The organism is Paenarthrobacter sp. UW852 (assembly GCF_024608385.1).
In the GTDB taxonomy this organism is placed as follows: domain Bacteria; phylum Actinomycetota; class Actinomycetes; order Actinomycetales; family Micrococcaceae; genus Arthrobacter.
Genome location: NZ_JAMSGY010000011.1, coordinates 61,678 through 76,596 on the forward strand (window position 1 = coordinate 61,678; position 14,919 = coordinate 76,596).

A 14,919-nucleotide genomic window follows, 5' to 3' on the forward strand; every position below is an offset into this window, starting at 1 on the left:
CGGCTCCGTTCCGGAGCGTTCCCCGCCACCCCACGACACCCGTCGCCTCAGACTGCAATAGGAGACCACGATGACGATCACCGTCACGAACCAGAAGCCGGCGGTGCTCGACGCCCTGCACACGATCTCGTGCACGGGCGACTACGACCCCATGCCGGCCATCCAGAAGGTCCTGGTCGACCCGCTGCTGGAGCCGCTGAACCCCAGCGCTCCGGCCAGCATCGTCGACGGCTCGGGCCACGACATCACCGGCGACGTCCTGGACATCGTCATGCGCTGCCTCGGCGAAACGATGGACCCGGCCGCTGAAAAGAACGCCAAGGAGCTGCTCGGACAGACCCTGGTCAGCTATGACCAGGGCACGCCCCTGCCGGTGGGTGAGCTGTTCGCCGTCCAGGCCGGGCAGCAAAACAAGTGGCCCGCGCCGTCAGCCCGGGTCCTGTACTCAGCCCAGAACGATGTCATCCCCGCGGCCAAGGGCCTGCTCGCCGGCTCGGCCGACGAAAGCGCCTTCTTCGCCTCCGTCGCCTACACCTACCACCCGAACACCCTCGGCTTCTGGTTCCAGTCCTCTGCCGCCTTCGACGGCTTCAAGATCTGGCTGAACCAGCAGGTGCAGGCGATGGCCGGCGCGAACGCCATGCCCGCAGACACCCTCCGGCTGCTGAACGACTTCGCGAACCTCTCGCTCAAGGGGCTGACCGAGTCGCTGCTTCTGCGCAAGGACGACTCCGACGGCAACGACGAGTTCTCCTTCGCCCGGCTGGTCATTCGCATGCTGATGACCTACGTCGACCAGCGGCGCAAGGCCGCCTCAACAGGCGCGGCTGCCCTCGACACCGGCATCATGCCGTTTACCGTCGGGGAGCTGTTCTGCCCGCGGTCGCTGGTCCTGGTCAACGTCGAGGCCCACGCCCGCGCCACCGCCGCGAAGGTAACGGGGGAGTGGAACCTCATCAACCAGTCCCTCGCCTCGCCCGTGAAAGTCGTCTCCAACGCCGCGCTGTCCAAGCTGACCTCGCTCCCGCGGGCAGCTGCCAGGGCCGCTGCCATGGGCGCACGGCAGCAGCCGGGCCAGCCCGGCTCGCGTTCGGCCCAGGTAAAGTTCCGCAAGGCCCCGCCCACGAAGCTGGACCTGTTCAAGGACATCACCCGGGTGCTCAAGCGCATGGGCAAGGTCAACAAGTCGCAAAACATCTACCGGACCACGAAGACGACCTTCCTCAAGGCCAACCGACGCAACCCGGACGACTTCAACAAGCCCGGCCGGATCACCTCGGTGCAGTACATGCCAGACCTGCACATCTACATCGACACCTCCGGATCGATCTCCGAGGAGAACTACCAGGAGGCGGTGCTGATGCTGATCAAGATCGCCAAGAAGCTCAACGTCAACCTGTATTTCAACTCGTTCAGCCACATGCTCTCCCAGGAAACGTTGCTGAAAGTAGAGAACAAGTCGACGCGGCAGATCTGGAATGAGTTCCGGAAAGTGCCCAAGGTCACCGGCGGCACGGAGTTCAAGCAGATCTGGGACTACATCAACGCCTCGCCAAAGCGCAAGCGCCAGCTGTCGCTGATGATCACCGACTTCGAGTGGCCTCCGCCGTCCAGGCGCGAGGAGCACCCGGCGAACCTCTACTACGCCCCGTGCTCGGCCATGGACTGGAAGTACATGGTCCGCTCCGCCGAGGCGTACGCGAACGGCATGCAGCACATCGACCCGAGCATCCGGCAGAAGCTGCTGGGCATGGTCCTCTGACCCTGCCCTCCAGCCATGGAGGAGACGCCGACCGGCCGAACCGGCCGGCGTCTCCTCCTCCCTCAGACCTACCCGTAACCCTGCCAGGCATCCCGGCGCGCCCACCCAGCGCGCCGCCCGGCGAACCCCACCGAAGGAGGGACCCGCGATGGGCCTCAACAACTTCACGTCGGGCTCCGACGACGACGCAAACAGCGGCGGCACGCCTCCGAGCTTCCCGCCCATGGGCGGCATCCCCAGCCAGGGCGGCCAGTCCGACGACGCCGTCAAGGAGCTCCTCGTCGACTACAACGAGAAGTTCAAGAACGCTGACCCGACGATGTTCCGCGACGCGCTCATCGAGCAGGTCCTCTCCGTCCTGATCAGCCGGAACAAGCCGAACGTGCTCCTGAAGGGCTCCGCCGGCGTTGGTAAGACCCGGATCGTCGAGGACATCGCCCGCCGGATCGCCCTGGGCGACACCCTCATCCCGGACCAGCTCAAGGGCTTCACCGTCTACGAGCTGCCCATCACCAACCTCGTCGCCGGCTCCGGCATCGTCGGGCAGCTGGAGGAGAAGGTCCAGACCGTCATCGACTTCGCCTCAGACCCCAAGAACAAGGTCATCCTGTTCATGGACGAGATCCACCAGATCACCGGTGGATCCACCTCCCACACCGACTCAGTGCTGCGAAAGGTCTCGCAGGTGCTCAAGCCTGCCCTGGCCCGCGGCGACATGCGCGTCATCGGTGCCACCACCTCCACCGAGTCCCGGGCCTTCGACGACGACCCTGCCTTCGCGCGGCGCTTCACCCCGCTCATCGTCGACGAACTGACCGTCGAGCAAACCCTCACGGTGCTCGGCAGCGTCCGGCCGGGCCTGGTGGCGCACTACCGCCATCAGATCGCGGTTTCCGACGATGTCCTGGCGGAGACGGTCCGGATCGCGGAGGAGAATTCCCGTGCCGGGCAGCACCGCCCCGACAGCGCCATCACGCTGCTGGACCGGGCGATGGCCGACCGTGTGCTGGAGCAGAAGAAGCTCATCGTCCAGGCCGAGGCAGCCGGAGACACGGCACTCGTGAACACCTTGCGGTCGATCCCGCAGGTGCCGCTGACTACCAAGCGCGTCCTGGACGTGGCCAAGCGTCTGATGACCGGAAACGCCCAGCGCCCGGAGTTCGACGTCGCAACCCTCCGGGCGACCCTGCTGGGCCGCCTGCGCGGACAGGCCGACGTGCTCGAGAAACTCGTGGACCGCCTGGCCCGCGAGGAGCTGGACCTGTTCCCGACGTCGACCCCGACAACCTGGATGCTCGCCGGAGCCTCGGGCGTGGGCAAGACCGAGACCGCGAAGATCATTGCGGAGCAGATGACCGGCACCGAGCCGATCATCCTGAACATGACGGAGTTCCACACTCCCTCGGACACCGCGAAGATCGTCGGGGCACCTCCCGGCTACGTGGGCTCGGACTCCAACCGCGAGCTGCCATTCGACACGCTCGAGTCCAACCCCCACCGGGTGATCCTGCTCGACGAGTTCGAGAAAGCGGACAAAGCCGTGCAGCGGCTGTTCCTCTCGGCCTTCGACGAGGGCTACATCCGCAACGCCCACGGCAAGGTGCTGGACTTCTCCAAGGCGCTGGTGATCTGCACGACCAACGCCGCGCGGGAAGCCCTGAACCGCAAGCCGGTCGGCTTCGGCTCGGCCCCGCCGGCGGTCTCCCACCGGTCCCTGACCAAGGAGCTGGCTCAGTTCTTCGACGCAGAGCTGCTCGGGCGGTTCTCACTCGTCGTGGGTTTCAACCCGGTCGACGAGCAGGCCTACCGGGAGATCCTCGCGGCGGAGTACAGCCGCCAGCGCGAACGGATCCTGGACGCCAGGCCCCGCCTGGGCCAGACACTGCCCGCGTCGATCCCCGACGACGAGCTGCGTGCCGTCGCCGAGGAGACCTACGTCGATTCCCAGGGTGCGCGTCCGGCCGGCAAGGCTGTGCGCGTGTGGATCGAGGACCGGCTGCTCGCCGCCCAGGCAGCGCCAGTCCCGTCCGCACCACCTGCGGCCGCCGTCTCCGACGAGCCGGAAGCACTGTCCATCGACTGATCCGGCACCACACTGCGTTCGAGCACCCCTGTCCCGGATACCGGGGTGGGGGTGCTCGTGCGTACGCGCATCGCGTTCCACCACAGGAAGTAAGGACGTCACCGCCATGACCATCACGACCACCCACACCACCATCCGTGCAGCACAGCCCGAAGACAGGAGCGAGCAGATCTGCGACGACGCACGGCTGCTGGTCTCCGCCCACTCCGAGGACGCGGCCGACTGCCGTGATCTCGTGCTCATGCTCGGCCTTGTCGAGGTGGACCCCTCGGGGTCCGTCACCAAGGCCAATCCCTGGAACGCCGACTGAAGGTGCTTCCCGCCGGGCCTACCCAAGAGGTGAGCCTGCGATGAACGACCGCGCGCCTGGGTAGCGCGCGGTGTCCGGGTCCGCGCGGCTGACGCCGCTGCGCCCGGATTCAGGGGCCTCACGGCCCCTGACGGGTGGGTTGAGAGGAGTGCGGGAGGGCTCGTCGCCAGAGGCGAGCCCTCCCGCTCTCATGCCCGCGCCCGTGACCCAAGCGCTCGTCTAAGAGCATTCGACTGACCATTCGTCTCCTGTGAGTATGGTCTATACGGCTCCCATTCGATAAACCCTCTCGACCTGCCTACTGATTCGTTCGAAGAAAGACGACACCATGCCTATCCTGCTTGACGACATCGACCTTTCCGCAGCCGCCGTTGCTGCCCAGAAGACCGTCGACCCGAAGTTCTTCTCCTCTCGTCTGACCGGGTCCGGCAAGAAGACCGGCCTGCTCAACGAGAGCCTGCGGCCGATCAACACTGCGACCAACACCGCCTACGCGGTGGACCGCGACATCGAGGTCAAGCAGAGCTCGACCCACCACGACCTCACCACCGCGCTGGTGCCGCTTGCCCCGATCACACGTCGATCCCTGCTCTCGGGCGGCTCGTTCACGCTCCCGGTGCCCCATGTCGACGACCGCTTCGAGCTCGACCTTCCGACGCCGGCCAACTCCTGGGACGTGCACTTCGACATGACCCCCCAGGCCCTGACCGTGTACGAGGACAAGGCTGGCGACAAAATTCGCCGCGACCTGGTGATCCAGTACCGCCTGGAGCTCTACTTCCTCAAGCAGGGCGTGGCTGAGCCCGAGCGCGCCGTCTCGGTGTCCCGCTCCGTCGGCTACGGCAACCACGACGCGGCGGTGTTCCTGCAGTGGGACACCAGCCCTGCCGAGAACGCCCGTGAGTTCATCGAAGATGTGCTCTCGGCCGCAGGGTTGAGTGCCACCAACCTCGACAAGCTCGCCGACTGGATGGACGAGTACCCGATCTACGAGCGCATCACGCGCCTGGCCCGGATCTGGGACTCCGAGGCCATCTCCGACACGGTCTGCCAGTACGTGCAGGACATGCCGGCCAGCCCCACCGAGGAGCAGCTGAACATGCTCGCGGTGCAGCTGCGCTACCTGGAGAACTACAACGTCCCGCTGGAGGCGTACCGCCGGATCCACCAGCAGCTGGACACCACGTTCTCCGCGCCGATCGCGGCGAAGCTGTCCAAGCAGAACCTCAGCCTGCTGATGAACCACACCCTCGACCACCTGGAGCGGATGAAGGGCCAGCTCATCACGCCGCCGCAGCCAGCCACGGCGGCGGTGTTCCCGCCGCACCTGTCCAAGCAGCAGCTCGACGCGCTCAGCACGCACGAGCCGCTGGTGATGACGCAGGCCGGCGCGGGCACAGGCAAGTCGACCGTGATCCTCGAGCGCATCAAGTACCTCGAGACCTGCGGGGTGCCCGCCAGCGACATCACCGTCCTGTCGTTCACCAACGCCGCCGCCGACAACATCACGGAGAAGAACCCGAACGTCGGCTCGATGACGATCGCCAAGATGATCATCGACATCTATTCGATGAACCACCCGACCCACAAGGTCTCGGCCATCGACACGATCATCAACTCGATCGACATCTTCTACCCGAACAGCCAGTTCGCAGCGACGTTCCGACACCGCCTGCTGGAGGTCGACCAGAACAAGACCGGCGCGTTCACGGCCCTGAACACCTTCGTCGAGAACCACTTCGACGAGGTGATCGCGCTGCTCGACCGCATCGAGCAGACCTCGCTGGAGCTGCAGATCATCATCTGCTACCAGAAGATCGATGACATGTCCGAGCCTGCCCACGTGCAGAGCAAGTACCTGATCATCGACGAGGTCCAGGACAACTCGGTCTTCGAGTTCATCTACGTGCTGAAGTACATCACCAAGCACGCCCAGTCGCTGTTCATCGTCGGCGACGCCAGCCAGACGCTGTACGAGTTCCGCTCGGCCAACCCGAGGGCGCTCAACACGCTGGAGGGCTCGGGGGTCTTCGCAACCTTCCGGCTCACGACGAATTACCGGAGCAACCAGGAGATTCTCGACTTCGCGAACGTCGTGCTTGGCGGTCTGGAGACCAACCAGTTCGCCAACATCCAGCTGCAGGCCAACTCGCTGGCGGTGCCCACGGCCGACTCCTTCCAGGAGAAGGTCACCCTCAACTACCACGAGGTGGCCCGCCTGACCGGCTTCATCGCCAACGACCTGCAGCCGCTCGTGCGCAACACGGTGATCCCGGAGTACGTTCAGGCCTGCCTGGACCGCGGCGAGCAGGTGGCCTTCCTGGCCTACGCCCGCCGTGAGGTGGCGCTGATCCAGGAAGTGCTCGAGAAGGCCTACCCGAATAAGCACGTGGCCTCGCTCGTCAGCGACCGCGTCTACGCCACGGACATCTTCTCGAAGTACATCAAGTTCTTCTGGAACGACGTCCTGCAGGTGCAGCCGGCCAACGCCTCGTTCGTGGTCTCCCAGGGGATCAAGGACAACATGGGCAAGCTGACGAAGAATGCCGGAAACGTCAACGTCGAGAAGGCAATCCTGCGCACCATCTCCGAGTGGTGGGTCGAGAACAGCGCCGCGATCAACGGCTGGGTGGCCCTGTGCAACCAGGGCAGTCTGCCTGCGAACGTGTTCTTCGACCGGCTCCGCGACAACCTCCTGTCCTTCGAGATCACGCGCAACCAGCAGAAGCTGAACGTGAACAAGCAGAAGAACCAGGAGCGCAAGCGGAAGAACCTCGAGTCCAAGGCCGATCTCGTCGTCTCGACGATCCACGGTGCCAAGGGCCTCGAGTTCGACAACGTCGTCGTCCTCTACAAGGAGGACGCGAAGATGACCCAGGACACCAAGCGGATGTTCTACGTCGCGTTCACGCGCGCCATGAAGAGCCAGTACGTGCTCTCCTACGGCACGGCGAAGAACCCGCCGATCCAGAGCAGCTACGAACAGATCGTCAACGCCCTCACCGAGCGTGACGAGAAGAACGCGCAGCGCGCTGCGGGCATCGACCCGACCCTTCTGGTCGACGACGAGGACGCCGGTACCGCCGGCGACCAGCAGCAGGTCGCAGAAGCTGTCTGACCGACGGCACCGGCGCGGGCGCTCCACCTCCACGAGAGGTCGGAGCGCCCGCGCCTCCTGCTTCCCATCCCATAAACACAGCCAATGCAGCTTCGAAGGAGCACGCCATGACCGCCACTGGAATCCAGGCCGGCTCAGAGGAGCTCGTGCCGGGCCCCGACAGTGCCTACGACCTGGTCATCTGCCACGACGACCGGATCGTCTTCCACGACCACTACCCCTCGCCAGCATTCCGGCTGCGCATGTGCGCGCAGCTGCTGACCGCCTCGGACGTCGTCCTGGGCGCAATCGACGCCTCCGCCGCGAACGAAGTGCACGAGCTGTACCAGTCCAGCTCCGGGCAGTGGGAGAGCGCCCCGGACAGCGTGGTTAACGCCATCGCCAAGCTCTGCCGCCGATGGGGCGTCCAGGTCTACGTGAGCACAACCCGCAAGAAGACCGAGGTTCCCGCCGCGCTCTATTCGGTGATCACCGAGTACGGCCCCGGACAGACCGTCGCCGAGCACTTCACCTCCAGAGAGGCCCGCCGGGCCAGCCTCATCGAGCGTGCCGACATGTTCTTCAGCTCCCGCGGCAGCATCCCCGAGCGGGTGCTGGCCGACGAGCAGCGCCTCGCCGCGCTCGTGGGTGCGTTCCTCATGCCCGCCACCGTGCTCCTCACCGAGGCCGTACTCGACGAGGCCGACGGCCACTACAAGCCCTCCGGCCGGCCACTGCCGATCCTCTGAGCACCGCCCGAGCGGACGGCCCCGACCACAACCCTGACCAGCAGACCCGGAAGGGACCCGCCATGTCCGCACCTGACACCGTCAAGCCCGAGAACCCGTACGCCCCTACGTACGCCGACTTTCTCGCCCAGACCCGGGAGCACGTCCTCGTCGTTCTGCACGACGAGGATCTCTACCGCCACTTCAGGATCCAGGCCTCAGGGACCCGCATGTGGTCCTGGGACGTCACCACCTGGCCCGGCCACCTGGCCACCAGCGGCGACATCGCCGACGGCTACATGTTCACCCGAGAACCAGACATGATCGGGTTCTTCGCGTCGGCCGGCAAGAGCGAGGGCTACTACTCCGACGGTGCGCCAAGCATCGACTTCCGCTACTGGGCCGAGAAGCTCTGCGGCGGCCGCTCCCGCGAAGTAAAGCAGTACGACCCGGATCTCTTCATCCAGCTGGTGCGGGAGCACCTCGAAGAAAGCGAGGGACTCGGCACCGAGGCCCAGGAGGTCCACCATCAGCAGTTGGCGCTGCTGGCGCGCCTGCACGAACTGCGCGGCCTTGACGGGGACGCACAGTTGGCGCTCTTCGAGGCCCACTGGGCTGCCCAGGAGCACCTCGCGGCCACCGGCACCGTGCTGAACCACGAGCGCCGGAACGCGGCCGCTGCCGCGCGCGCTGCCCTCTGGAGCACCGACGGCATCCCCGACGAGAAGTTCGACCGGCTCACAGAGGAACACAACTGGATGGAGATCGCCGACATCGAGGTCCCACGACATTCCCCTGCCGAGCGGCGCATGGAAATCATCGAAGACGCCCGCTGGCACGCCGACAGCGAGTCGGAGGCCCACAAATGGCTGGCTGAGCACGAGGACACCGTCGGCTCCGACACCTGGGAGTGGGACCTGCGCGACTGGGACATCCACTTCCTGTTCACCTGCTACTGCGTCGACCTGGCTGTGCGCCTCTACCGCGAGCACGCCGCCGCGAAGACACAGGAATCCGCCGCCTGAGCCGACCCCACCCACATCCCGACCCAAGGAGAACCCATGAGCGCCGATATGCTCACCGCGGCCATCGCCGTCCCGGCCGACCGCACCAAGCCGATCGACTTCGAACGCGGCCGCCTGATGGTCGAGGAGACCGCGGACCCTGAATCGTTCCGGTTCGACGACCCCGAGTCCCAGCTCGAGGAGCTGGTCGAGGACTTCGACCCCGACATGCACCTGGACGCCGAGGGCGAGCCGAGCCCGGAGGTCATCAAACGCGTCGGCCGCAGGGTCATCGACGAGCTCGAAGAGGCGCTGAACTCCAGCGAGACGGACACCATCGAGGTCGCCGGCTACCGGCTGTACCTCTCCGGCGGACTCTCCTCGGGCGATTCCCCCACCGACGCCGCCGACGCGATCTGGCACGCCCACCACCTGCCGGTGACCGTCCTGCTTGCCATGGGATTCATCCCCGACTGCCGCAGGCCGCTGTCCCGGACCAACGGCAACCCCGGACCTGTGACCGACACCGACATCGTCGACGCCATTGCCCTCGGCCTCGGCACCAAGCCGGAGTGGTCCGGTGCCGACGAACTGGAGTGGATCGCCAACGCGATCGGCTCCGTCCGGCCGCACCCGGGAGACCGGGACCCTGCCGAGTACCACACGGAGTTCACGGAGCGGCACGGCTTCGATCCGGTCGACGACAACTTTCTCATCGGCTATGTCAGCCAGTACGACAACCAGGAAGGCGGGGACTGACCTTGGCCAGCGGTGTTTTCATCCTCTGCGCGTGCTGCGCCCTCAAGCTCGTGAACGACGACGAGTCGGCCTGCCGCGACTACCACGGCCACGACCACGCTCCGCTGCAGGTGCCGGCTGGCACCGCGATCACCCAGGGTCCCCACGAATGGGCGGGCTCTCTCGAACTGACCTGCCATGGCCATGAGAACGGGACCATCCAGCCCCTCGGGGAGTACTGGGTGGCCCAGCCCGGTCCCGCACCGGCCGAAGAAGGAGTGCGATGAGCAGCCGGACACCAGTGCCCGATGCGCTCTTCGACGCCGATCTCTGCCAGCCTCTCGGCCGCGAAGACTGGGTTGACCGCTTCGACTGGGTGATCATCGACAGGCGCGTTGTGCACGCGCCTGTCGCCTGGACATGGACGTGTCCCACATGCGGAGAGTCCGGCGTCATGCCCGATGGTCCCGACCTGCTGGCAGTCCCGCACGGGTCACAGCATGCTGCAGGACTTTTCGGGACGATCGTCCCGCTCGACGTCGAGGCCGAGCGTCCGTTTACTGAATAGCCTCACCGCCCGGAAGGAGGGACCCACCATGACAGAAATCAGCACTGCTGCGGCCGCGGTCCTCTCGCCGGCCGTGATCGTCGACATCGACGGGACGGTCGCAACGCACACCCTTCCCGACGGACGCTTCATCAGGGGACACCACGAGTACCGGCTCGTCCCCTGGGACCTGCCCAACCCGCCAGTGATCGAAACCGTGCGCGCCCTGCACGCTGCCGGACTTGAGATCGTGTTCTGCTCCGGCAGGCCGGTCATGGACGACAAACGGCTGGGACGTCGGCCGCGCGACCTACGCCTGGCTCATCGAACATGTGGGGGAGTGGACTGCCAGCTGCCCTCTGTTCATGCGCGGACATGGCGACCGCCGGCCGGACGACATCGTCAAGCCCGAGATCTACGAGGCCTTCATCCGCGGGCGGTGGGACGTCCGGCTCGCGCTGGATGACCGGCCCAGGGTGATCCGCGCCTGGCAGGCACTCGGCGTGCCGGTGTTCGACGTCCAGCCCGGCTCGGGCGAGTTCTGATGCATGGCCCGCGCCCTCGACCCGCAGTGGGCCGCAGGGCGCGGGCCTGCTTCTCTTCAACTGCCCCGCTACGCCATTCCCCAGCGACTCAGTGTCCATCAGGAATGGTGGAATATGAGGCACTGGCATCCCATTCGACCACGAATAGACTGGAACCATGACTGACGACAAGACCCCCCAGGCCCCGCGCGAGGGCTCCCTGCCGAAGTTCTCCGTGAACGTCGCCCCGACCCAGAAGATTACCGCCGCCGACCTGGGCACCCTGCTAGAGCGCTTCCGCGCCGGGGATGCCGAGCCCCTGATCTTCGGTGACGGGAACGTCCCCGAGGCCGCCGTGATCCCGTTCGCCGACTTCGTCGACCTGCTCCGGCGGGTCCACGCCGACGAGACTGCCTTCCAGGCGGAGCTCTCCCGCCGCATCCGTGCCTCCGACGCCTCCGAGGAGCCCGGCCTGACCCTCGATGAGCTTGGCGATGAGCTGGGCGAACCCGCCCGGTCAATGATCCGCAAGGTGCTCGACGATGACTGAGGGGCTGCGGATCAAGGTCCATCTCAGCCCCGGGGCCCGCCAGGACATCGAACGGCTCAACCAGCGCGCCCTGAAGAATGCGCACAGCCGGGACGAGGCGCTCCTTGAGGCCACCATCGTCATGCTCCACCGGCTCAACGGCCGCCGTCACCCGACTAAGCCGCTGGACTACGACTCCCGCTTTGCCGACCTCTCCGACTGCGACACAACCTACGTCGGTGCGGACCCCCATGAGAAGCCGCCGCTGCGCATCGTCTCACGCGACGTCAGGCCCGAGCCGCCCGGCGGCATCACCCGGCGCGAGATCGTCGCCATAGGCGCACGCCGCGACAGTGAGGTCTACCGGACAGCCGGCCAGCGCCTCGGGCGGCCCGTCGGGGTCACCCTCGACCAGCTCGCCGCCCAGCGCCGCGCATCCGCGGCGAAGAACCATGCCCCGCAGGCGGGCAGGGGGCTCGACACACCCGCACCAGTCGGTGCAGACCTCGAGTTCGACTGACCATTGGGCCTCGTTTCTGTTCGTCATTCAGCCTTTCTCATAGAATGGACATGAATGATGATTCAATGGAGACGGGATGAAGTGATGCACGACTACGACACGGACCACCAGACCTGGGATCCGGCAGTCGCGGAACCACGCCGGGGGATGAGCCCGCGGGCGCAGCTGACAATCCGCCGGAGCCTTGCCCTGGCGATCGCCCTGGGAATGGCCTACGGCATCTTCCATGTGGTCTTCCGCACCGATGTTCTTGCGCCGGTGCTCGCGTACGCCGAACCCGTCAAAGACGGGATCACATGGGTGATCGAGGACCCGAAGCGGGCCTGGCTGGCCTTCGCCGTGCTCGTCATCCCGCACGTCGGGCTCTACTACCTGCTGTTCGAGGACCGGAAATGAGGGGACTGTCCATGCTCAGGAACACCAGAACGATCGTGGGGCTGTGCGCGCTCAGCGGAGTCTCGGTCACCGCCGTCATCGGCTGGGCTACCGGCTTCTTCGCCTGGGCCGTGGGCTCCGTCCGTAGCCTGTGGGATGGCTTCATCGCCTTCCTCAACTCGCCGTTCAGCTGGGAGCACCTCGCCGCCGGCGCGGGCGTGCTGCTCATCCCGATCATCATCATTGTCGTGATCTTCGCCATCGCGGATAACTGAGTCGCGCGGCATCTTTTGCAGAACCCGCTCCGGCCGCCGATTCTTGCTTCAGCGAGTACAAATTGGCTGCTTAGGCCCGCGACAGCTCGGAATGCCGCTCGAGGCTGTACCGGATCAAATCCATAGCCGGGGTAAGGGCCCAGACAAGCAGCCTCATGGTCGGCCGGTTTTCCTTGGCGATGACATCATCCGGCAGAGAAGTTGACTGAGCCGGCTTCAGCACGGCATCCGCGGCCCAGCGCCTGCCGTGGGCAAAACCCGAGCACAGCTGCCATACGGACAAGGCGGACGTCCTGGGCACCAGGTCGCGGACCTGCGTGAGTATGTGCGTGCTGCTGGGGAGAATCAACTTTCCAGCGGCCCCGGAGGCATCGAGAATAGCCTGCAGTTGCGCCTTGTCGCTGTCGAAGTCCGGAAGCGTTCCCTGAAGATTCGGATGGCGACGTGCCAGTTCGCTGTACGCAGTCTCGCGGTTTTTGGCTACCTTCAGCGACAGAGACAGCGAACGAACTATCCTGGTCGCCTGTTCTTCTGGCGCTGAAATCCAGGCGGCCTGTGCGGCGCACTCAATGGCTGCCCTGACCAGCGAGAACGGGGCGAGAGTATGTGATGCTCCGGCACCAAGCATGATGCTGTCCAGCGCGTGCAAATGATCGATCGCGCTGACTACCGCATTGGCGATGTTGTGCGACGCCTGGTGGGGTTTGATGAGCCCATCGTCCTGCGCCAGACGGCTTCCGGCTTCCGGGATCCACGCCTCGTGGGAATCCCGGAAGCCCAGCCAGGTCCTCAGCTCCTGAAAATACGAGTCGGCAATCTCGAACTCTTCAGGTTCATCTTCTCGTCGCATGACTCCATTCTTCACATGGCTACATTCTTTATCGCCAGGCACGCTGGAAGCCTTCCGGGAGGGATACTTCCGTCGGCGACAACTCAGGCCTGACCCGCATGAGGCGGACTGAAAGCCGGAATGCCTGACCCGACCAGGCTATGTCGGCCGAGACTTCAACCACCAACGGCTCCACCAAAGTCAAGCGAGGGGTGCCGCCCTCCTTGGTGAAGCGGTCCAGCACCCGTTCGCTGATTTCCTCCGGCCATGGATGCCTTCCCCGGGGAGGACGAAGATATGTGGCCAGATCCCTTCCCGCACGAGCCGTCAAGGACGTGGACCGGCCGACAATCCGCAGCCGTCCGTGTACCGGCAAACCCACCACCGCTGCCCGCGGGTGCGCCATGGGACCTATGACCGCCGCAAGAATCACATCAAGGGCGCTTCTGCTCTTGACCTTCAGCCAAATTCGCCGGGGCTCGTACGTCTGCCCTTCACCCTTGATCACAATTCCTTCCACGCCCGTGGCGGTCATGTCACTGAACCACGTGGCCGCCAGGGCCCGGTCGCGGGTCACCGGTGACAGATGCAGTGGCGGAACCCACCCGCGCGCCAGCTCCTCGAGCAGAGCCCGGCGGTCCCGGAATTGAAGCCCGCGGGTATCCTGCCCCGCCACTGCCAGGACGTCGAAGGCGATCAGCGAGGCAGGGCTTTTCATCACGAGCTCCGCCAGAGCCGCCTTTGAGCTCACCAGGCGCATCTGCAGCGCATCGAAATCCAGCCGCCCTTCGGACCACACCACAACTTCGCCATCGACAACACAGCCCGGAGGGATCTGCTCACGCACGGAAGCCAACACGTCCGGAAAGTACCTGCTCAGATCCTTGCCCTGTCTGCTGTAGAGCCACGCCCCATCCGAACCGACCAGGCACACTGCCCGGAAACCGTCGAACTTCATCTCAAAGACTGAGCCGCCGGACAGTGCGTCACCGCGTGGTATCGACTCCACGGCCTTGGCCAAAGCAAGGGCAACAGGAGGATGCAGGGCGGCCGGCAAACCTTCGAACATCGTGGGCACAGCGTAAGCCCAGCGAAGCAGGGGTGGAAACAAGGCTTCCTCCCGGCGGGATACAGCACCAAGCACCGGGAAGCGTCACAGCAAAGCTGTGACCGGGTCCTTCTTCGATCAGGGAAACCAACCACATTCGAAACAGGAGTCGTCATGTCCACTGAAGCTGTTACAAACCCCGCTGGGTCTGCCGGGACTGCCGGTGGCCGGCGCTACAAGGAACCCACCTCACAGCAGATTGAAGATGCCGCGGCCCTGACGTTCCTGGCGGCGACAAGGAAAGCTCTGCGGGACCAGCAGCACATCTGGGATGTCGAACTGGAGTTGGAAGTCACCTACACCGTGCACAACCAGCGCAGGTACTGCGTGCACGCCAGCACCCGTACAGGTGAAAGCCTCACGGGCCCACACGGTGTTCTCGTTCATCCGGCCAACGGAACTGCGGAAACGGCTGCCTGGAGCATTGCCGCCGAGGTTCGCAATGCAACGGCAAAACGTCGGCAAAAGGCGGCCATCAAGATTGCGTGAC

At 65.4% G+C, this 14,919-nt stretch carries 17 protein-coding genes; 15 read left to right on the forward strand and 2 right to left on the reverse strand.

All coding sequences use genetic code 11. The annotated features are described in order from the left end of the window. Positions 1-70 precede the first annotated feature (70 nt). The 14 genes from NEK97_RS17450 (at position 71) to NEK97_RS17515 (ending at position 12,492) form a co-directional block, all read left to right on the forward strand. A complete protein-coding gene (locus NEK97_RS17450) occupies positions 71-1,762 on the forward strand; it encodes a hypothetical protein (RefSeq protein WP_257371023.1) in 1,692 nt (563 codons plus the stop codon). Between the two features lie 148 nt (positions 1,763-1,910). Continuing rightward, the gene (locus NEK97_RS17455; protein ID WP_257371024.1) at positions 1,911-3,845 is read left to right on the forward strand and encodes an AAA family ATPase; all 1,935 of its coding nucleotides are present in this window, start codon (positions 1,911-1,913) and stop codon (positions 3,843-3,845) included. 106 nt (positions 3,846-3,951) lie between these two features. Beyond that, positions 3,952-4,155 carry a hypothetical protein gene (locus tag NEK97_RS17460; protein ID WP_142938883.1) on the forward strand — a complete coding sequence of 68 codons (204 nt, stop codon included), beginning with the start codon at positions 3,952-3,954 and terminating at the stop codon, positions 4,153-4,155. A 328-nt stretch (positions 4,156-4,483) separates the two neighbouring features. Then, entirely contained in the window at positions 4,484-7,273 is a 2,790-nt protein-coding gene (locus NEK97_RS17465) for an ATP-dependent helicase (protein WP_257371025.1), read from the forward strand. Positions 7,274-7,380: 107 nt separating this feature from the next. Then, positions 7,381-8,001 (forward strand): hypothetical protein, encoded by a 621-nt coding sequence (locus NEK97_RS17470; RefSeq protein ID WP_142938885.1) that lies wholly within the window; start codon positions 7,381-7,383, stop codon positions 7,999-8,001. Positions 8,002-8,063: 62 nt separating this feature from the next. Then, a complete protein-coding gene (locus NEK97_RS17475) occupies positions 8,064-9,005 on the forward strand; it encodes a hypothetical protein (RefSeq protein WP_257371026.1) in 942 nt (313 codons plus the stop codon). A gap of 36 nt (positions 9,006-9,041) precedes the next feature. After that, complete coding sequence (locus NEK97_RS17480; protein ID WP_257371027.1) at positions 9,042-9,743, forward strand: hypothetical protein; 702 nt, start codon at positions 9,042-9,044, stop codon at positions 9,741-9,743. 2 nt (positions 9,744-9,745) lie between these two features. Then, positions 9,746-10,009, forward strand: a complete 264-nt coding sequence (locus NEK97_RS17485) for a hypothetical protein (protein ID WP_257371028.1) — start codon at positions 9,746-9,748, stop codon at positions 10,007-10,009. Further along, the gene (locus NEK97_RS17490; protein WP_257371029.1) at positions 10,006-10,290 is read left to right on the forward strand and encodes a hypothetical protein; all 285 of its coding nucleotides are present in this window, start codon (positions 10,006-10,008) and stop codon (positions 10,288-10,290) included. The genes NEK97_RS17485 and NEK97_RS17490 overlap by 4 nt, the downstream gene beginning before the upstream one ends. A gap of 221 nt (positions 10,291-10,511) precedes the next feature. After that, positions 10,512-10,814, forward strand: coding sequence for a hypothetical protein (locus NEK97_RS17495; RefSeq protein WP_257371030.1), 303 nt, complete (start codon positions 10,512-10,514; stop codon positions 10,812-10,814). A gap of 157 nt (positions 10,815-10,971) precedes the next feature. After that, on the forward strand, positions 10,972-11,343 hold the full coding sequence (locus NEK97_RS17500; protein ID WP_056387433.1) for a hypothetical protein: 372 nt from the start codon (positions 10,972-10,974) through the stop codon (positions 11,341-11,343). Next, on the forward strand, positions 11,336-11,842 hold the full coding sequence (locus NEK97_RS17505; protein WP_257371031.1) for a hypothetical protein: 507 nt from the start codon (positions 11,336-11,338) through the stop codon (positions 11,840-11,842). The genes NEK97_RS17500 and NEK97_RS17505 overlap by 8 nt, the downstream gene beginning before the upstream one ends. A gap of 54 nt (positions 11,843-11,896) precedes the next feature. After that, the gene (locus tag NEK97_RS17510) at positions 11,897-12,238 is read left to right on the forward strand and encodes a hypothetical protein (protein ID WP_257371032.1); all 342 of its coding nucleotides are present in this window, start codon (positions 11,897-11,899) and stop codon (positions 12,236-12,238) included. Further along, positions 12,235-12,492, forward strand: a complete 258-nt coding sequence (locus tag NEK97_RS17515; protein ID WP_257371033.1) for a hypothetical protein — start codon at positions 12,235-12,237, stop codon at positions 12,490-12,492. The genes NEK97_RS17510 and NEK97_RS17515 overlap by 4 nt, the downstream gene beginning before the upstream one ends. A 70-nt stretch (positions 12,493-12,562) precedes the next feature. Here the strand turns inward: NEK97_RS17515 and NEK97_RS17520 are convergent, their stop codons facing one another. Both NEK97_RS17520 and NEK97_RS17525 read right to left on the reverse strand, forming a co-directional pair. Further along, positions 12,563-13,384: a hypothetical protein gene (locus tag NEK97_RS17520; RefSeq protein WP_257371034.1), complete on the reverse strand. Its 822-nt coding sequence runs from the start codon at positions 13,382-13,384 to the stop codon at positions 12,563-12,565. After that, entirely contained in the window at positions 13,371-14,432 is a 1,062-nt protein-coding gene (locus NEK97_RS17525; protein ID WP_257371035.1) for an ATP-dependent DNA ligase, read from the reverse strand. Before NEK97_RS17525 ends, NEK97_RS17520 begins: the two co-directional genes overlap by 14 nt. Before the next feature lie 111 nt (positions 14,433-14,543). Between NEK97_RS17525 and NEK97_RS17530 the strand changes: the two genes are divergently transcribed. Further along, positions 14,544-14,918, forward strand: a complete 375-nt coding sequence (locus NEK97_RS17530) for a hypothetical protein (RefSeq protein WP_257371036.1) — start codon at positions 14,544-14,546, stop codon at positions 14,916-14,918. Position 14,919 lies beyond the last annotated feature (1 nt).